At 40.2% G+C, this 19001-nt stretch carries 15 protein-coding genes; 2 read left to right on the forward strand and 13 right to left on the reverse strand.

Going from position 1 to position 19001, the window contains the following annotated elements; all coding sequences use genetic code 11:
• Positions 1 to 205: 205 nt before the first annotated feature.
• From QMQ21_RS05765 to guaA, 3 genes are all read right to left on the reverse strand, one after another.
• A complete protein-coding gene (locus QMQ21_RS05765) occupies positions 206 to 1492 on the reverse strand; it encodes a peptidase U32 family protein (RefSeq protein ID WP_000169061.1) in 1287 nt (428 codons plus the stop codon).
• Between the two features lie 187 nt (positions 1493 to 1679).
• Positions 1680 to 4049 (reverse strand): G5 domain-containing protein, encoded by a 2370-nt coding sequence (locus QMQ21_RS05770; protein ID WP_284524731.1) that lies wholly within the window; start codon positions 4047 to 4049, stop codon positions 1680 to 1682.
• Between the two features lie 521 nt (positions 4050 to 4570).
• A complete protein-coding gene (guaA, locus tag QMQ21_RS05775) occupies positions 4571 to 6133 on the reverse strand; it encodes a glutamine-hydrolyzing GMP synthase (protein WP_261103615.1) in 1563 nt (520 codons plus the stop codon).
• Positions 6134 to 6274: 141 nt separating this feature from the next.
• Here guaA and QMQ21_RS05780 point away from each other — a divergent pair, with 141 nt between their 5' ends.
• Positions 6275 to 6973 (forward strand): GntR family transcriptional regulator, encoded by a 699-nt coding sequence (locus QMQ21_RS05780; protein ID WP_000936192.1) that lies wholly within the window; start codon positions 6275 to 6277, stop codon positions 6971 to 6973.
• A 42-nt stretch (positions 6974 to 7015) separates the two neighbouring features.
• Here QMQ21_RS05780 and QMQ21_RS05785 read toward each other — a convergent pair whose 3' ends face one another.
• From QMQ21_RS05785 to QMQ21_RS05825, 9 genes are all read right to left on the reverse strand, one after another.
• Positions 7016 to 7912 (reverse strand): DMT family transporter, encoded by an 897-nt coding sequence (locus tag QMQ21_RS05785; RefSeq protein WP_261814082.1) that lies wholly within the window; start codon positions 7910 to 7912, stop codon positions 7016 to 7018.
• Between the two features lie 8 nt (positions 7913 to 7920).
• Positions 7921 to 8856 carry a serine hydrolase domain-containing protein gene (locus QMQ21_RS05790; protein WP_049502210.1) on the reverse strand — a complete coding sequence of 312 codons (936 nt, stop codon included), beginning with the start codon at positions 8854 to 8856 and terminating at the stop codon, positions 7921 to 7923.
• Positions 8853 to 9578 (reverse strand): CppA N-terminal domain-containing protein, encoded by a 726-nt coding sequence (locus tag QMQ21_RS05795; protein WP_049546711.1) that lies wholly within the window; start codon positions 9576 to 9578, stop codon positions 8853 to 8855. The genes QMQ21_RS05790 and QMQ21_RS05795 overlap by 4 nt, the downstream gene beginning before the upstream one ends.
• Positions 9579 to 9701: 123 nt before the next feature.
• Positions 9702 to 10607, reverse strand: coding sequence for an aquaglyceroporin Gla (gla, locus tag QMQ21_RS05800; RefSeq protein ID WP_004258349.1), 906 nt, complete (start codon positions 10605 to 10607; stop codon positions 9702 to 9704).
• A 158-nt stretch (positions 10608 to 10765) separates the two neighbouring features.
• Entirely contained in the window at positions 10766 to 11932 is a 1167-nt protein-coding gene (locus tag QMQ21_RS05805) for an ATP-grasp domain-containing protein (RefSeq protein ID WP_261814083.1), read from the reverse strand.
• Positions 11933 to 11944: 12 nt separating this feature from the next.
• Entirely contained in the window at positions 11945 to 12685 is a 741-nt protein-coding gene (locus QMQ21_RS05810; RefSeq protein ID WP_023946993.1) for an esterase family protein, read from the reverse strand.
• A 20-nt stretch (positions 12686 to 12705) separates the two neighbouring features.
• On the reverse strand, positions 12706 to 13530 hold the full coding sequence (locus tag QMQ21_RS05815; RefSeq protein WP_084924210.1) for an alpha/beta hydrolase: 825 nt from the start codon (positions 13528 to 13530) through the stop codon (positions 12706 to 12708).
• Positions 13531 to 13666: 136 nt separating this feature from the next.
• Positions 13667 to 14881 (reverse strand): tRNA uracil 4-sulfurtransferase ThiI, encoded by a 1215-nt coding sequence (thiI, locus tag QMQ21_RS05820; protein ID WP_045607131.1) that lies wholly within the window; start codon positions 14879 to 14881, stop codon positions 13667 to 13669.
• Positions 14882 to 14889: 8 nt separating this feature from the next.
• Entirely contained in the window at positions 14890 to 16032 is a 1143-nt protein-coding gene (locus QMQ21_RS05825; protein ID WP_214614706.1) for a cysteine desulfurase family protein, read from the reverse strand.
• 138 nt (positions 16033 to 16170) lie between these two features.
• On the opposite strand from QMQ21_RS05825, the gene QMQ21_RS05830 reads away from it, so the two are divergent.
• Positions 16171 to 16599, forward strand: a complete 429-nt coding sequence (locus tag QMQ21_RS05830; protein WP_000073950.1) for a DUF6556 family protein — start codon at positions 16171 to 16173, stop codon at positions 16597 to 16599.
• A gap of 44 nt (positions 16600 to 16643) precedes the next feature.
• Here the strand turns inward: QMQ21_RS05830 and QMQ21_RS05835 are convergent, their stop codons facing one another.
• The gene (locus tag QMQ21_RS05835; protein WP_004238719.1) at positions 16644 to 18947 is read right to left on the reverse strand and encodes a DNA translocase FtsK; all 2304 of its coding nucleotides are present in this window, start codon (positions 18945 to 18947) and stop codon (positions 16644 to 16646) included.
• Between the last annotated feature and the right edge of the window lie 54 nt (positions 18948 to 19001).

A 19001-nucleotide genomic window follows, 5' to 3' on the forward strand; every position in this document is an offset into this window, starting at 1 on the left:
TTTTACTATTTTTGAGTCTATTATATAGAAAACTTTGGAAAAAAATTGTAATAAATCCGTCCATTATCTAGACCTTTCTGAAAAATAATGAAAAAATCCGAGATGAAATCTCGGATGGAATTTAATATATTTTTCAACTTCTTTTCTTTTAGTGACTCGACTTAAAGGGAAAGCAACTAGAAAACTTTCGTCTCCTACATGTTTATTAAGCACGCACTGTGACACTGGTTCCATCTTCCTTATAAAGATTGATGAGACCTTCTTTAAGAGCTCGAACCATGTCTCCAGCTTGAACAGGTTGTGGAACCTTGATAGTCAAGAGTTCCATTGGATTAGGAGCACGATCGATCTTATTTCCTTTAGCATCATGCAAATCTTCGATATAAGTCTCAAAATGACGGAAACCTGGGCCATAAAACTCAACTTGGTCCCCTTCGTTAATGACGTTCCGTTGGCGAATGGTTGCTGTTTGTGTCGCATCATCGTAAGAAACCACTTCAGCGACAAACTTATACTCAGGAATTTTACGACGAGCACCAAACAACTGCTCATTTTCAGATGGTGTACCGTAATAGAAACCTGTTGCTAATTCACGTTGGGCAACCTTCCACATCTCATCCACCAAGTCTTGTTTGATAGCTTCAAACTTTTCAGGACTTTCAAGATATGCATCCACAGCCGCCTTGTAGCAGTTGGTTACTGTTGAAACATAGTGAATAGACTTCATTCGACCTTCAATCTTCAGACTGTCCACACCATTTTCAATCATATCTGGGATATGGTCAATCATGGACATGTCAACAGCTGACATTGAAAATGCTTCTGGGATTTCCCCTTTCAAGCTCTTACGTTCTTTCCCAAATGGCATATCATAAAGATCATACTTCCAACGGCAAGACTGAGAGCAACCACCACGGTTAGCATCACGCATACTCATGTGGTTTGAAAGAGTACAACGACCAGAGTAAGAAATACACATGGCTCCGTGGACAAAGGCTTCAATCTCAACATCTGTACGTTTGCGGATTTCAGCTAATTCTTCCATCGAAACCTCACGCGCCAAAACGACACGAGTCAAGCCCAGTTCTTTCCAGAACTCAAGGGTTTCATAGTTAGTTGCACTTGCTTGAGTAGAGAGGTGGATTTCAAGACCTGGTGCTTCAGTCGCTGCAATCATGATCAAGGCTGGGTCAGATACGATAACTGCTGCAATCCCGATATCACGCAGTTTACGGAACCACTCACCAGCACCAGCTTCATTTCCTTCGTGCATAACCATATTGGCAGCTACATAGACTTTGGCACCGTACTTGGCAGCAAACTGGACACCTTCTTCCATCTGTTCGAAAGTAAAGTTTCCGGCACGGCTACGAAGACCATAGGCCTGACCACCGATAAAGACAGCATCTGCTCCATATTGAACAGCTACCTTTAGCTTCTCTAAAGTCCCTGCAGGTGATAAAACCTCTGGACGTTTTAATGTTTTTGTCATGTTTTCTCCTATTTGCAATATAAAAGTTTGACGTTTTTCCTTCTCATTTTATAGTAAATAAGCCATAAAATCAAGCCTAGACAGATTGTTTTGACAATTCTAATCTTTTAGATTATTAAAGCAAAAAGATTGTCAAAGAGAAAAAGCCCACAGATGTGAGCCCTTTTCTAATATAGGTTAGAAAAAACTATTTCTCCACTTCTTTTTTCTTGTGTGCAAGAAATCCAAATCCACTCAAAACTCCTAGAAGTCCTAAGACTACAAGATTAGCATGATCTTCTGTACCTGTATTAGGCAATTCCTCTCTCTTACTTGCTACAGAAGTCGGAATTTGTGAAGTTTCTTTTGTCGATTGTTCAGTTGGTGTCTTTGATTTTGGTACTTCTACCTTTGGTGTCTCAACCTTTGGTGTTTCAACTTTTGGCGTTTCAACCTTTGGTGTTTCAACTTTTGGCGTTTCAACCTTTGGTGTTTCAACCTTTGGTGCCTCAACCTTTGGTTTCGTACCGACTGTGATAACTTCTTCTACTGCTTCTTCAGTAATCGTGGTTGGTTCATTCGGTGTTACTGCTCCTGTATTAGGATCCAAGGTATAAGTTATTGTAGTAGTTGTTTTACCAGCTTTACCAGTTCTTGTTACTTCTCGATAGTCTTTATCTTTTGTATTATCTTCTACATAACGTGTTGTATATGGAGTAGTTGTTTCTACAACTTTAGGTTTAGTACCTACTTTAACTACTTTTGGTACCATAGGAGTTTCTTTTTCAGTCGGCTTACCGTCAGTTACAATACCATCAAGTTCATTCACAATTTTAGGTGTTGTAGTTACAATTTTACCTTCGCTACCGTTCGATTCAACAATTTCCGTACCATAGTCGATTGTTTTGTCTTCTACATAAGTTGTTGTAATTGGAATTTTTGTTTCTGTTTCTACAGGTGGTAAGTTATTCTCATACTTCTGTTTATACACATAGGTAATGACAGTTTCACCTTTCACAATCTCTGTAATATCTTGTTTGTCTTGTTCTTTAAAGGTATAACGCTTGTTCTCAAAGTCCAAATCGGTCGGATGAGTTAAAGATACATCAGAACCTACTTCTTTAAGTTCAGATTTAACACTAGGTGCAATTTCAACACCTTGTTCGTTTACAAACTTCTGAGTCACTAAACCTTTGTTTTGAACTTCTGTATAAGTAACAGTATGGAAAGTGCGAGACACACCGTTGATTGCTTTTTCTGTATCTGTCAATTCAACTCTTTGGAGATTTGATGCATAAACAATGCGAGGTGTAAACTGATTACGTTTATTAGGAACTACTTTACTAGCAATGTACTCTTTTTGAGAAATTGTATTTTCTCCAAGTAAAGATGTTTCTTGTCTATAAGTGTAATCAGCACCAACTGAACGTAATTCAAACTCGGATAATTTAGATTTTGGAATATCAGAAGACGTTATAACCCCTTTCCCCTTAAAACCTTGGACATCTAAGAATTTCGCATATAAATCTTTAATTGGAATAATATTTCCTTGCTTATCCTTATAAGTATAAGTTCGAGTGTAACCAATGAAATCAGTATGATTTTCAGCACGTCGAGTTAAGTTTTTAATAATTACATGAGTCTCAACAGGTTTACTGCTAAATGTAGCGTAAAGTTTGGTTTCTTCAGGTAGCGTATACTCAAATTTAGCAGTTGTCTCAATACTACCGATACCGTAAATACTAGATAAAACACTATCTGAACGAGGTGTGATGGTGTAACTATACACAGTGTTTGGAGTTAGTTCCACAATACGAGCAGGATACCCGATATTCACACGATTTGTTTCATATTTATCTGTAATTCCAATTCGATCAGGTACCTTAATAAATGTTTCTGTAACTTCCTCAGTAGTTGGTTTCGATACTGCATTATACAAACCTTGAGAATCAGTTAAATCCAATTCATTCGCTTTCAAGTAATGAAGTTCCCCATTACTTGATGTAATTGGACTAACTGACGCTTCTTTCGAGACATCTTCATTAATATCTCGACTATTTACCTGAGAAACTAATCTAGCTTTTACTTTGATATAATTAGCATTAATAAAAGTATTTTTAAACTCATCAATCTTAACTCTATCCGCTTTCACTTGTTCTTGTTCAGCTTTTGCAGACTCTAAATCACGAATTTGAGCATCTACTTTTTCTTCAGCAGTTGCGCGTAAATGTGTAACCTCAGAAGAACTATTTGCAACACCTACATTTTCAGTGGGTGTTTCTGTAACCTTAACCCCTAAAGCTTTTACTTCTTCAACTTTAGCTTTTAACTCGGTTTCTTTTACCGTATGTGTTGTACTCGTTTCATACTCACTTTGAACCACAGTTTCGCTAGGAGGAGTCTGTGCTGCATTAGGAGGTGTACTTGAATTTGGTTGTTCGTCAGCGCTTACAATCCCATTTAAAAATAAACTCCCTAAAGCAGTCGTTAGGATAATACCACTTAACAAACCTAACTTAGTTTTACGGAGATAGCCATGACCTTTTTCTTGTTTTACTGCTTTATGCAATAGAAACACCAACTTTCATTTATTTGTATTGTTAATATTATTACATAATTAATTAAAAAAGTAAAGGTATCAACTCAAGAATTAAATACAATAAATTTATAAAAACTTCCTAACTACTGTACTAGAATTTTCTACAATTCAAAAAACAATATCAGAACGGATTGATACTGATACTAAACAAAAAAACAAAATGACTCTTTATACATCTATGGTAGGATTCAAGACAGATCATTTATTTCTTAATCGATATATAAAAGGAATCCTGATTAAACTGTCTTTAAAACTTAAGAAATCAAGGATATGATAAAAGGAATGGATATCAGTATATCTATTTTTACCATCTCAAAAGTAGATCCAGAGAATATAACTGTTCTCTTATGATGAGACTTTGGAGGCAACCATTCTGTCTTGTTTTATGAAAGAATAGCTTAACCTTTTACTTAAAATATTCAGCTAAAAAAAGAGAGAACGATTTTGTTCTCTCGAAATCCTTATTTTTCATTTACTATAAGAGTAAAGTATTTATAGCTTTACTCCCACTCAACTGTTGCAGGTGGTTTACTTGTAATATCATAGACGATGCGGTTAACGTGGTCCACTTCGTTTACGATACGTACAGAAATCTTTTGAAGGACATCCCAAGGAATCTTTGCAAAGTCAGCTGTCATACCATCGATAGAAGTGATTGCACGAATGGCGATTGTGTAATCATAAGTACGACCATCACCCATAACACCGACTGAACGAACGCCTGTGTTGACAGTGAAGTATTGCCAGATATCGCGGTCAAGACCAGCTTTAGAGATTTCTTCACGAAGGATAGCATCTGATTCACGAACGGTTTCAAGTTTCTCTTCAGTGATTTCACCCATGACACGGATAGCAAGACCTGGTCCTGGGAATGGTTGGCGCCATACGATATGGTCTGGCATGCCAAGTTCTGTACCAAGAGCACGAACTTCGTCTTTATAAAGAGTGTTGAGTGGTTCAATCAGTTCAAATTGCATGTCTTCTGGAAGACCACCCACGTTGTGGTGTGACTTGATAGTTTGAGCTGTATCCGTACCAGACTCAATCACGTCTGTATATAAAGTACCTTGAGCAAGGAATTTCACATCTTTGAGCTTGCTTGCTTCGTCATCAAAGACATACACAAATTCGTTACCGATGATTTTACGTTTTTGTTCAGGGTCAGAAACGCCAGCAAGTTTGTCAAGGAAACGTTTAGCGGCGTCTGCTTTGACGATATTTAAACCAAACTTACCACCAAGCATGTCCATAACTTGGTCCGCTTCTCCTTTACGAAGAAGACCGTGATCCACGAAGATACAGATCAATTGATCGCCAATAGCCTTTTGGAGAAGAACTCCAACAACTGAAGAGTCAACACCACCTGATAGCCCAAGAAGGACACGTTTATCACCGACGGTTTCACGAATTTTTTGGATCTGCATATCAATGAAGTTATCCATTGACCAGTCGCCTTTAGCCTTACAAATGTTAAGTGCAAAGTTACGAAGGATATCATTTCCGTATACAGAATGACGAACTTCTGGGTGGAATTGGATACCGTAAATGTGTTTATCTGGGTTTTCAATGGCTGCATAAGGGCAGTCAGCTGATGTTCCAGTACGAACAAAGTCAGAAGGAATCTCAGTAACCGCATCACCATGGCTCATCAATACAGTTTGTTCATCAGGTGTTGATTCAAAAAGAGCTGATGGTGTATGTGTTAGGGTTGATTGACCGTATTCACGATTTCCAGCATCACCTGCAGGGACAACTTTTCCTCCAAGTTTATGGGTCAATAACTGCATACCGTAACAAATTCCCAAAATAGGAATTCCGAGTTCGAAGATTTCTGGGTCAATATCGAATGAACCATCTTCGTATACAGAGTTTGGACCACCTGAAAGGATGATTCCTACAGGGTTGATTTCACGAACTTCAGCAGCTGAAATTTTATGGCTTTTTAGTTCTGAAAAAACACCAATCTCACGGATACGGCGTGAAATCAGCTGGTTGTATTGGCTACCATAGTCCAATACGATGATTTTTTCTACATCTTGCAAATCAGTTGAAATGTTGCTCATCTTTTTCCTTTCTCAAAAGAAATATCTTTTTTCAATATTCTATCACAAATAAGGGCGAATTACCAACTTAACAAGGCGAAGTTTGACTTTTTCTAGTTTATTGGGGTACAATAGAGAAAAGATAGAAATGAAGTGAAAAATATGCTACCCGCTTATATGAAAATCCATGATCAGATTAAAAAGGATATTGACGAACATCGTTGGGCTATTGGTGAGAGACTTCCCAGTGAAAGAGATTTAGCAGAGCAGTTTGAGGTCAGTCGCATGACCCTCCGACAAGCTATTTCCCTCTTGGTCGAAGAAGGAGTTTTAGAGCGCCGTGTAGGAAGTGGCACCTTTGTATCCAGTACACGTGTACAAGAAAAGATGAGAGGGACAACCAGTTTTACTGAAATTGTTAAGTCCCAAGGTAAAGTACCCTCTAGCCAACTCATTTCCTACAGAAAAACCATTCCCAATGAACAGGAAGTTGCCAAGCTAGGAATTTCTCCTACCGAAAATATTATCCGAATGGAACGTGTTCGCTATGCCGACCAAGTTCCTCTGGTTTATGAAGTTGCTTCTATTCCTGAAAAATTCATTAAGGACTTTAAAAAAGAAGAAATCACCAGTCATTTCTTCCAAACCTTGCAAAAACACGGCTACCGTATAGGCAAATCTCAACAGACTATTTATGCTCGCCTTGCTAAAGAAAAGATTGCCCACTATTTGGAAGTTGAAAAAGGACATGCTATTCTTGGTTTGACTCAGGTTTCCTACCTAGAAGATGGTACTGCTTTTGAATACGTAAAAAGTCAGTATGTAGGCGAACGCTTTGAATTTTATCTTGAAAATAATTAGATTACTATGCAAAAACTCTCTGTCACGGACAAAGAGTCTTTTTTATTTCTCTAAGAGTAAATCTTTCAAAGAAATCAGAGTTACAGCAAACAATATCATTGCCATGCCAAGAAAATCAATAGGATAAAATTGTTCATTCATGATTAGGAAGGCAAAGAATACCGCCGAGATTGGCTCAATTGAAGCCAACAAGCTTGACTTGACAGGTCCTATCAGACTGGTTCCTTTAAGGAAAGCTGTATAGGCAAAGACAGTCCCGATAAGAATAATGCCCGCAAAAGCGAGGAGAAAATCAATACTAGTTGGGATAACAGTCTGTAGAACTCCTGTAAAAGGAAGAGCGACCAAACCTGATATGACCATTCCCACACCAATGACCAAACTGCTCCCCCACTTCTTAATCAAGGCTATGGGCAAAATGATATAAAGTGCGTAAGTCAGAGCAGAAAAGAGACCCCAGAACAGACCGACAGGTGTCATGGATAACTGGTCCAACTGCCCATGAGTGGCGATCAGGAAGGTCCCTCCAATGGCTAATATGATGGAAATAATCTCTCCAAGCGTCGGCGCCACCTTATCCTTGATACAGCTATAAATTAAAATTCCGACAGGACAAACATACTGAAGCACAGTCGCTGTTCCTGCATTGGTCTCCTGAATAGCAGTTAGATAGGCAAATTGATTGAGGAAGAGACCAATTAGAGCAAAAATGAGAAGAGACAGCAAACTCTTTCTATCATTTAAAAAGGCCAGCATTCTATCTTTTGCAGTAGCATAAGCCAAGAGCATGAGAATTCCACCAGCGATTAAAAGACGCAAGTTGGTCAAAACCAGGGCCGAAATTCCGTGCGCCATCAGGTATTGGCCACTCGTTCCTGACAAGCCCCAAGCAATCCCAGCCACAACTGTTAATAAAGTCCCCTTTAAACTGTTTGACATGTCTCTCCTTACTCTTCTTTACGAATCAAGTCCATCACTTGATTACGATCTACAATCCATTGAGCCCTCTCATCCTTTTCATAGGTACGATTCGATAGAAAAATAGCCGCTTCTTGCTTCTGACGATTCCACATGATAAAGGTACCTGTATAGCCCGTATGGTCTAGCCAATCTTCTTCCAAATTCCATGCCAAAGAACGTTCCTTGTCATCCAAAGGAGAAAAATTTTGACTCAAATCTCTTGCGAAATCATCTGCTAAATAGTGTTCTAAAAAGATTTGTAAATCCTTTACAGTCGAAAATAAACCAGCACTACCAGCATGTCTGCCCAGGAGACGAGCTTTGGGATCATGTACCATGCCTACCTCTACACCTCTAACCGTTGGAACAGCAAGCTCAACAGGTCCAAATTGGGTTTCCGTCATTCTCCAAGGATTCCAAACTTGTTCTTGTAAAATCACATCCAAGTCTTGATTAAAGATTCTTTCCAAAATAAAACCCAACAGCAAAAAATGGACATCCGAATAAAGAAAGGCTGGCTGATTTCGTCTATTGAGATGAAACATCGCTTCCTTTAATTCTGAATCTGTTAAAAGATCACGATTGGGAATAAACGGATCAAGGTCTGTAGCGTGAGTTAAGAGCTGACGAATAGTGATGTCTGGATAATCACTCTCAGCTAAAAAATCTGTTACCGGTCTGTCAATATCTAATTGACCTTTTTCCCACAAGAAGGTAAAAACGGTACCAACCCCAACAACCTTGCTGACACTGGCTAGGTCGTAAACTAGTCCTGCCTCAGTCTGTAAGTCATGCTCTGGGTCACTCTGGCCTAAATAGAACTCCGTCCATTGATTGTCCTTAAAATACGCAAAAGAGGCTCCGGGATAAATCCCTGCCTCGATTTGTTCTTCTATTTTTTTAATAATCTTGGTCCACTTCATACTTCTTCAAACCACAATTCAACATTATTTCTATCTTTACCAAGGAAGAATTTTTCAGACTTAGGAATAAAATATTCGGTAGACTCAAATTTCTTGCGAAGACTTGCTATATCTAGTTCATTTACCAAGAACTTGATCATAGATAAATCCCAAGTAGCCGTATTGTCCACAGTCAAATCTTGACCCTGAGCTGGGATAAAATCAAGGGATGCCCCAATTTCAGATACTCCCAAGAAACTTTCGACATCAGTTGGGAGATGTAATTCCATAGAAATCTCAAATTTACTTAAAGAAATTGATTCCAAATCTGTTTGAAATTCAGGATTTTCTTCTACTTCTACTAGACTTTCTCTATCATCTTCCGCATGAATCAAAACCAAATCATCTTCTGGAGAGTAAATTTCAAAAGCGTAGCCGTTTTGACCTTTATATAATTGATGAATCGAATCTGTTTTAGATAAGAGTTCTTCGATTTCCAAGGGATTTTCCACCTTGACAATCAATCTAGCTAGTTTTTTTCTTCCCTCTACCTTACGAGTGCGCATACTTGGAGCTTCTTCTAAAACCAGCTTTTCTAGACCTGTTTGATCACCTAGTGACAGAAAGGCTGACTCTTCTAACAAGGCCTTCATGCCAAGGGTTTCTATATAAAATGTTTCATTTAATTTTCTATTATTAACTTTTAAAGTAGGAATAATCCGTACAATCTGATTTACATTCATAAATTCCTCCAACTCTTTTATTTTAAAGGATTTTAGAATTTTTTACAAGAAATTATGCTCAGATTTACCTTTTTTTCGTAAAATTTCATCTAAAAAACCGAGGATTTCCTCGGTTTCAATTTCTTATAGGTAAAGGAATTTGAAGATAGCTACTGCCGCAATTGCTGCTGCGATAGGTGCTACTACTGGTACCCAAGAATACCACCATTTTGAATCACCTTTGTGCTCACCAAGAACTGATTTTGGAAGGAAAGCATGAAGGAGACGTGGTCCCAAGTCACGGGCTGGGTTCAAGGCAGGCCCTGTAGGTCCACCAAGTGATGTTACCAAAGCCATAACAAGGAATCCAAGTGCCAAGTGAGCAATTCCAAGACCAGAAGTCATAAATGGCGCTACTTGTTCTTTAGCTTGGTCAAGTGCTGCTGTTACTTGTTCTTGAGGAATGGTTTGACCTTGAGTAGTTGCTTGAGCAACTTGAGCATTGATAGCTGCTTGTGCTTTTGATACTAGTTCAGCACCAAAGAAGTTTTTAGTCATTCCAAGAGCTGCAAAGAAAAGAACAAATGAACCAACAAACTCGTTTACAAAACCGTTAACAGTTGCTGCAAAACGTGATTCTTTTGTACCATTATCCAAACTTGAAATGGTTGAGAAAGTACCCAAAATGTTGTTTGGATTTTCAGTTTTCAAGTAATATGGGCGGTGTGTTGCCACAACCAAGGCTTGACCAAAGATAGCACCCAAAACTTGTGCGATGATATAAGGCGCAACTTGTGCCCAAGGGAAGAGACCGCTGATCGCAAGTCCAAGAGTGAAGGCTGGGTTGATGTGGTTACCTGATACGTTACCAAACATCAAGGCTGGGATCATAACCCCCATACCGTAACCAACAGCGATAACGATCCAGCCACTTTGGTGACCTTTCGTACCTTTAAGTTCAACGTTGGCAACTGCACCATTTCCAAGAATGACCAAAATAGCAGTTCCCAAAAATTCAGTGGCATATTTAATTGCCCATGTGAAATCCATTTGATAGATTCTCCTTAAAATTTTTTAGACAATCCTTATTCTATCAATTTTTATATCTTTTAGCAACAGGTTTTCTAAAAGAATATATAAGAAAGCGGTTTTATTTCTTATAAAAAGCAAAAGGATTAAGAAGGTCATTCTCCTTAATCCGATAGTTCTTATTCTTGACGTTGTCCGAAATCTGCAATCATCTGTTCCATTTCTTGTCGACTCGGAGTTGTCAGCATATAAAGGTAATCTCCTTGAAGTTCCGCGAAGGCTGCTGGCATGATTTTTTTAACTTTGAACTGCTGACTGTATTTGGCAAGTAAATCCTCCTCAGAATAGACATAATGAGCATTTGCACGGCGAGAAGTAGCCAAACAATACTGAGGGGCAAACTCTGATGCAGGAAACTCTTCTCCCGCAACAATAGCTGCATAACCACGATAGAGGTCCAAAGAGTGAGCAAAGTTATAAACATCAATTGTAAAACCACCTGCGGGACGGTTATTGTACTCAATAGCAATGTAATCGTCCCCCTCACGGAAGAACTCGATATGGAAGAACCGTTCTTTCATACCAAATTCTTTGACGATAGCCTCACCATATTTACGTAATTTGGGATCCATATCCTTAAGAACATAGTAGGAATTGTCCATCTTATACATCATGAGATCAAGCGGTGTATAGGCGTAGTCAAAGGTTGTTGAAAAGACAATCTTACCATCCTTGTCCACAAGCCCATCAAAGGTACAGATTTCGCTGGAAGTGACAAATTTTTCAAAGAAATAAACAGTTGAATGATCCCATTTGGCCTTGAAGTGATTGATATCGTCTTCAGTCTCAAGTTTAAAGGTTGCGGCTGCCCCAACTCCATTATCAGGTTTGGCAATCATTGGAAGACCGATTTCTTTCACTGCTTGATCCACATCTGCTTCCGTCTTAATAACAGCTCCAGGGACTACAGGGACACCAGCTTTTTTGAAGAGTTTCTTCATTTCAGACTTATATTTTGTCTTTTTGAGATCCTCTGGTTTGGCACCAAAGACATTGAATTGTTCTCTGAGTGCTGCGTCCAGCTCAAGCCAGTATTCATTATGAGATTCGATGCGATCAATTGGGCCATGCTTATAAAAGAGAAAAGCAACTGCACGTTTGACTTCGTCTGTGTTCTCAAGATTATCAACACGGAAATATTCTGTCAGGCTATTACGTAAAGGTTCATCCAATTGCTCGTAAGGCTCTTGACCAATTCCCAAGACGGTAATACCTTTATTGGCTAGTTCGATGGTAAACTGTTGAAAGTTTTGTGGATAGTAGGGAGAAATAACAAGGTAATTCATAGGTCACTCCTTTTATAAATAGAGATTGCCGAGGAAATAAGGCATTTGTTTGCGCCACCATTCCCAGTCGTGGGCGACATCGTGTCCCCATTCAGCAAACCAGGCTGGAATTTGTTTCTGGTCAAAGGCTTCTTTAAGCTTGTAGAAAGATGGTAGACCGTCTTGTTCCCAGGCTCCAAGACCCGTACACAGCACAATCTCTGCCTGACGGTAACGGTCAATAAACCAGCCGTCATTCTGATTCCAGATATAATCTACTGGCGAGTTTTGATAAATAGCATCGTCATTGTAGTAATCGCCAACAAAGAAACGTGCGTCGTAAACACCACTAAGAGCAATCACCTTGGTAAAGACATCTGGATGTTGGAGAAAAAAGTTGACTGCATGGTAGGCGCCCATCGAGCAACCTGTCGTCATCATACCATCAAACCAACCTGTCTTATGCTTGATAAAAGGAATGGCCTCATCAATCACATAGCGCTCGTAGGCACGGTGCATCTCTGCTTGGTCGTGAACATTTTTCCAAGTGGCCAACCAGCTCTCACTATCTACACTGGATAGGGTAAAGAACTGGACACGGCCTTCCTCGATAAAGGAAGCACAGGCATCAATCATGCCAAAATCATAGTATTCGTTGTGACTACCACCTGATGAAGCAAAGACCACAACTGGAATCCCAGCATGTCCATAACGGTTAAGGTACATTTCACGGTTGAGGTGACCACTCCAGTGGCTGAGGTTTTCAATATGCATTGGCTTTCTCCTTTCTTAACTTACCATTTCTCTGCAAAAAATCTCAGACAGTCTGGTAAATTCTCCGACCAAGGGATTTCACTATGGATGGCACCAGATTGAACTTTCAAGACAAGATTATCTAAGTGTACCCCACCTGCTATCAAATCATGGTAATACCGAAGAGACGAATCGATATAGGCTTGTTTGATATTACCAGCCATCAGGGTCTTGTCCGTATCATCTGCTTCTTCAGTTCCAACATAGATAAAGATACGCTGGTCAGGCGATAGTTTCTGGCGCTCGATGTAGCGATTAAAGGCTTCTTGATGGAGCCAGTTGGCAGATGAAAAGACGCCCAAGCAACCAATTTGGTCTTGGTATTCCAAACCGATAAACTGGGTAATATTGCCTCCTAGTGAAGACCCAATCATAGCCGTATGCTGGCAGTCAGCTTTAGTACGGTAGGTCTCATCGATAAATGGCTTGACCACCTCCATAACAAACTCAGCATACTCCACGCCCTTACCGCCAAATTGCTGTCCTGGGATAGGAGATTCTTGGAACTTCCAAGCCGCATACTCATTCATCCGCCCCATACCATCATTGTCAATGGCGACGACAATCATGCGACTGATATCAGGATTACGCTTAATAGCTGGGATAATCTTCCATGAATGTCCAATGAAAGACTCCTTGCTATAAAAAACATTTTGCCCGTCATGAAAGTAAACAACAGGATAGGAACGATCCGTGTCTTTCTCATAATCTTTAGGCAGAAGAACACGTACACGGCGTTCCTTACCTGTATAAGGAACCTTGAGTTTGTGTTCTTTCATTTTTAAATAAAAGTAGGATAGATTCATTGTCAGAAAACTCTCTATATTCAAAATTTTATTTTATTATATCACAATTATAGAAAAAAAGTTAGTTTTGCTTCCACTTTTGGAATTAAAAACTAACTTTTTCATCTCTTTTTCTAAATTCTTCTGGATTTTCTGATTAGAGCAGATTGTCAATCAAGTCATCCACTTCATCTTTTTCAGCCTGCGGTGTAATCTCAGTAATCATGATTCCAGCCACAGCTCGCTCTACTAATCCTTCAACATCCATACGCGCTTCGTACTGCTCCGCATTCTTAATCTTAGGATTTGTTTTCGGACGATCTGGCGCAAAAATGGTACAACAGTCTTCAAAAGGCTGGATAGAAATTTCAAAGGTGTCAATTTCCTGAGCAATGTCAATGATTTCCAACTTATCCATTGTCACAACTGGACGGATGATGGGAGTGTTGGTAACTGCATTGATAGCCTGCATGCTTTCGAGGGTTTGGCTTGCTACTTGACCAAGACTTTCCCCGTTGATAATTACTAAACCATTTCGTACCTCACGGATACGGTCAGTAATCCGCATCATAAAACGTCGTGTCAAGGTCATGAGGTAGGCTTCTGGCGCTTTAGCCTTAATTTCCTCTTGAATCTCTGTAAAAGGAACTTCGATAAACTGGATATTTCCCCCAAACTTGGTCAATTTACGAGTCAAATCTTGGGCTTTTTTAAGAGCACCAGGACTCGTGTATGGTGGACTTGCAAAGTGAACAGCCTCAATATCCACTCCACGCTTAAGTGCAAGATAACCTGCTACAGGTGAGTCAATCCCTCCTGACAACATGAGCATCCCTTTACCTGAAGTTCCAACTGGTAAACCACCAGCCCCACGAATAGTTTCATAAGAAAGATAGGCTGCTTCTTCACGGATTTCCACCTGAAGATTGATGTCAGGACTTTTCATTTGAGCTTGCACATTTGGAATGGCTTCGAAAACAGCTCCTCCAAGTGTTTGATTGAGTTCACGACTATCCAACTCAAAGTTGTGGTCGCTACGCTTGCTAGAAATTTTAAAGGTCATGCCATCCTTGTAGATGTCCTGCATAATCTCTTGGACAGCAGACTTCAGAACTTCTACAGATTTTTCAACCTTATAAACAGGGGAAAAGTTTTGAATTCCAAAAACTTGTTTGAGCGATTCTGCTACTGCTGTGTAATCTGCTCCATTGAGGTAAGCGTGGGCACGGTCGCGATCTGCTGTTACCTTAACTTGGGGATAGATAGACAAAACGTCTGAAATATTATTGCGAAGTTTATTGATGAAACGCATACGGTTTTTACCCTTGGTTGACAACTCACCGTAGCGAATCATAATTTCTGAATATTGCATGAATGCTCCTATCTTACTTTTCTAGTTTGATTGTAAATTAATTTTAACTTGGTCAAAAACTGCTCGACCTGACTCATATCATTTTCAAGGTCTAGGCTTAAACGCACAGCTGACTGAGCCTTATCCTTGTCCACTCCCATAGCAATCAGGGTTCCGGCTGGTTTTCCTGCCTTGGACGAACAAGCAGAGGTCGTTGAGATAAAAATATCATAGTCTTCAAAGGCGTGAACGATGACTTCACCACGAACACCCTTGATTCCAAAAGTCAGAATATGAGGAGCAAAGTCTTCCTCATCTGAAAAGACAAAAATATCTGGATAGTTCAGAAGTGCTTGACGAATCACTGCCTTCATCTGTCCAGTCTTGCTCCTAAAGATATCTAGCTTTTCCATAGATAAACGGAGAGCCTTGGCTGTCGCTGCAATTCCTGCCACATTTTCAGTTGTCGAACGGTAATCACTTTCCTGACCACCACCTGTTAAAAGAGGCGTAATCTTCTTTCCAGACTTGATATAGACAAAACCAACACCACGAACTCCGTGGAACTTGTGACCAGAGAAAGTCGCGAAATCCACTCGTTCTGTCAGATACTTTTCAGTCGGAATCTTAGCAAGTGCTTGAACCGCATCAACGTGGAAGGAAATAGTCGGCTTATCTGCCAACAGTTCTGAAATAGCCTCAATGGGCTGAATAGAACCGATTTCATTGTTCACAGCCATGACGGAAACGAGGGTCGTATCAGGTCTTATCAAATCTGCTAGCGCTTCAACATCTACAAATCCTTTGTTATCAACTGGAGCAAAATCCACTTCAAACCCTTGAGATTTCAACCAAAGGGCTGACTCTTTGACTGCCGGATGTTCAATGGCTGATACAATGATGTGCTTTCCAAACTGAGCCTTTTCAAAGGCCACACCCTTGATAACCCAGTTATCTCCTTCTGTCCCACCAGAAGTAAAGAAGATTTCCTCACTTTTCTTACCGATTAAATCCGCAATCTGTTGACGGGAAGCATCTAAGATTCGTGTTGCCTGGTCTCCCAAACGATGGAGACTAGATGGATTTCCTAAAATTTTTGAAGCGACCTGCATATAAGTTTCAAGGGCTTCAGGATAGGGCTTGGTCGTCGCCGAATTATCAAAGTAAATCATGTTTTCTCACGCTTTCTAAAATCACTCCTTCTATTGTATCATGAAACGGAGCTTGCGACAAGAAAGGGCAATTCCTCTTTTTTTAAGATTTTTTTAAAGAAATGAGGTATAATAAATTTTAATTAAAGGAGAGAATGCATGTCTAATTATCGTAGAACTTCAAAACCAAAAACAGAACACATCAAAAAAGGCTTTACAGTCTTTCAAAAAACCGTTGCTACTATCGGTAGTATCCTCGGCTTAATTACTGCTAGTATCACGATCATGAACGCCTTGGATAATAACAAAAATACTAAAAAAGAACCTACGACAAGCCAGACGACAACAATTGTCAAAGAAATTCAAAAGGAATCCCCTCAGGAAAACACTAGTCCCAATAAGGAAAATAACACTTCTCAAGAAAAAACACAGCAAGAGGAAACACCAAAATCTAGCGTCAAGGAAGAGAAAAAAGAAGAGCAGAAAGCAGCAACTCAGGATTCTTCTACTCCTACTCCAAGTAAACCTGCTACTGAAAATGAAAAACAGTCCAATACCCCAACTTCGGAAAATAAAACTAATCAATAATCACTAAAATAGCCTCCTTCCAAACTTGGAAAGAAGCTATTTTTTTATTGTTGTAAAACTTTTCTTGGTTTGGTACCTTCAGCTGGACCAATGACACCTGCCATCTCAAGCTCTTCCATGAGACGGGTCGCACGGTTAAATCCAACTGACAAACGACGCTGAATCATAGATGCGCTGGCTTTCTGGGTTTCGATTACCAAAGCCTTGGCTTCTTCAAAGAGCGGATCACCACCAGATTCACCATCTGAAAATTCTCCGTCATTTTCAGAAACCTCACCTGGATCAAAACTCTCATCGTAGTCCGCATCAGCCTGAGCCTTAATGAAGTTTACGATACGTTCGACATCATCATCCGAGATAAAGGAGCCTTGGAGACGAACTGGATGATTTTCATCAATTGGTTTAAAGAGCATATCTCCACGTCCAAGCAGTTTCTCAGCTCCATTTTCATCTAAAATAGTACGGGAGTCTGTTCCTGATGAAACTGCGAAAGCGACACGAGATGGGACATTGGCCTTGATCAGACCAGAAATGACGTCAACGGATGGACGCTGGGTTGCAAGAATCATGTGGATACCTGCAGCACGCGCCTTCTGTCCGAGACGAATGATAGCATCTTCCACTTCCTTGCTGGCTACCATCATAAGGTCAGCCAACTCATCCACAATTACAACAATGAGTGGTAGCGGAACCTGCTTGTACTCAGACTGAGCATTAAACTCTTCTACCTTGGCATTAAAACCTGCAATATTCCGAACTCCCACCTTGGCAAAGAGTTCATAACGATTTTCCATTTCATCCACGACCTTTTGCAAAGCCTTGCTGGCCTTACGTGGATTGGTCACGACTGGAATCAAGAGGTGGGGAATATCATTGTAAACAGACAACTCAACCATCTTGGGATCGACCATCATAAATTTAACTTGGTCAGGTCTCGCCTTCATGAGGATGCTAGCGATAATGCCGTTAACAGCTACTGACTTCCCTGAACCCGTTGAACCTGCAACTAGCAAGTGGGGCATCTTGGAAAGGTCAAAAGCTCTTGCGGTGCCATTAACTGCCTTTCCTAGAGGAATTTCTAAGAGATTTTCTGCTTTCGTTTGAGATTGTTCCCATAGTTCGCGGAAGGATACCGTCGCAATCTCAGAGTTAGGAACCTCAATCCCGACTAAGGATTTACCAGGTATTGGAGCCTCAATCCGGACATCCTTGGCTGCCAAGGCTAGAGCGAGGTCATCTGCTAGATTGGAAATGCGGTTAACCCGTACACCGACTGCTGGCTTGACTTCATACTTGGTCACTGACGGCCCAATTTCAGCCCGTTCAACCGTTACCTTAATACCAAAACTAGCAAAAGTTTCTTCTAGGATTTTGATGTTTTCACGAACGATTTTCTTCTCTTTCGACTGGTCTTTTGGTTTATCTGGGGCAAAGAGTTGTAAGCTTGGAAGTTTGTATTCAAGGGCTTCCTTGGCTGAAAAATCGACCTGAACATCTTCGTCATCAGAGTTATCTCCCTGTTCAGGGAATTCAAGTTCAGCTTGAGGCAGGATGATTTCTGGTTCTACCCACTCTTCTTCTGGAAAAGGTGGAACGTCAGGCACAACATCTGCTGTCAGAATTTCACCTGTTTCCATATCAATAGGAGGCAAATCGAGTAAGGCTTTTTCAGCCTCTTCTTGTTCTAATCTAGCCTCTTCCTCAGCCTTTTGGCGAGCTTTTTCTTCTTGTTTAACAAAGCGTTCCTCTTTTCGACGCTCATGCCCTTCCCGCCATTTGGCAAAGCCTTTACTGCAAAATTCAGCAATATCGTAAACAGACCAAGGACTGACTAGGAGGGCACCCACTAAAATCAAGATAGAACCAATAAAGTAAGTACCGATATTTGAGAAGAGAAAGGCTGTTGGCACATAGAGTCCAACACCAATCAAGCCTCCACCAGCAAAACTGGTCGTTCGAAAACCAGTTAAATCCGTCACAACCTGAGCCATGGTTCCTTTTAGAACGGACTTGTCCAAACCATATTTCCAAACCAAGTAAGCCTCGAAAATCAAGAGCAAACCAGCAAATATGGTTAAAAAGCCTGATAGGAGTCCTTCCTGTTTTCGTATCCACTTGAAAAAGAAGAGGTAGAGCAGGATGCCAAATATTGCCAGATAAGCTAGGCTACCCACCAGCAAGCGAATGAAATTGTAAAGGGTTATACCTGCAGCCCCTAATTTGAAGGCTGCGAAAATCAATAAAAGCGCGATTCCCAACGAAATCAACATTCGTTGAATCGCTTCTTTTCTTTCGAGTTCTGCTTTAGACGGTCTCCGTCTTGTTTTACTTGTATTCTTGTTTGCCATTCTTCTATTATACCATATTTCACAAGCATTTCGGAAAGAGAAAAAGACTGCACC

It is taken from the genome of Streptococcus bouchesdurhonensis (assembly GCF_948472335.1).

Excerpts from the sequence above, each read along its gene's own strand:
- QMQ21_RS05765 (WP_000169061.1), bottom strand. The coding sequence starts at position 1,492 with ATGACAAAAACATTAAAACGTCCAGAGGTTTTATCACCTGCAGGGACT.
- guaA (WP_261103615.1), bottom strand. The coding sequence starts at position 6,133 with ATGAGCAACATTTCAACTGATTTGCAAGATGTAGAAAAAATCATCGTA.
- QMQ21_RS05780 (WP_000936192.1), top strand. The coding sequence starts at position 6,275 with ATGCTACCCGCTTATATGAAAATCCATGATCAGATTAAAAAGGATATT.
- QMQ21_RS05785 (WP_261814082.1), bottom strand. The coding sequence starts at position 7,912 with ATGTCAAACAGTTTAAAGGGGACTTTATTAACAGTTGTGGCTGGGATT.
- QMQ21_RS05790 (WP_049502210.1), bottom strand. The coding sequence starts at position 8,856 with ATGAAGTGGACCAAGATTATTAAAAAAATAGAAGAACAAATCGAGGCA.
- QMQ21_RS05795 (WP_049546711.1), bottom strand. The coding sequence starts at position 9,578 with ATGAATGTAAATCAGATTGTACGGATTATTCCTACTTTAAAAGTTAAT.
- gla (WP_004258349.1), bottom strand. The coding sequence starts at position 10,607 with ATGGATTTCACATGGGCAATTAAATATGCCACTGAATTTTTGGGAACT.
- QMQ21_RS05805 (WP_261814083.1), bottom strand. The coding sequence starts at position 11,932 with ATGAATTACCTTGTTATTTCTCCCTACTATCCACAAAACTTTCAACAG.
- QMQ21_RS05810 (WP_023946993.1), bottom strand. The coding sequence starts at position 12,685 with ATGCATATTGAAAACCTCAGCCACTGGAGTGGTCACCTCAACCGTGAA.
- QMQ21_RS05815 (WP_084924210.1), bottom strand. The coding sequence starts at position 13,530 with ATGAATCTATCCTACTTTTATTTAAAAATGAAAGAACACAAACTCAAG.
- thiI (WP_045607131.1), bottom strand. The coding sequence starts at position 14,881 with ATGCAATATTCAGAAATTATGATTCGCTACGGTGAGTTGTCAACCAAG.
- QMQ21_RS05825 (WP_214614706.1), bottom strand. The coding sequence starts at position 16,032 with ATGATTTACTTTGATAATTCGGCGACGACCAAGCCCTATCCTGAAGCC.
- QMQ21_RS05830 (WP_000073950.1), top strand. The coding sequence starts at position 16,171 with ATGTCTAATTATCGTAGAACTTCAAAACCAAAAACAGAACACATCAAA.
- QMQ21_RS05835 (WP_004238719.1), bottom strand. The coding sequence starts at position 18,947 with ATGGCAAACAAGAATACAAGTAAAACAAGACGGAGACCGTCTAAAGCA.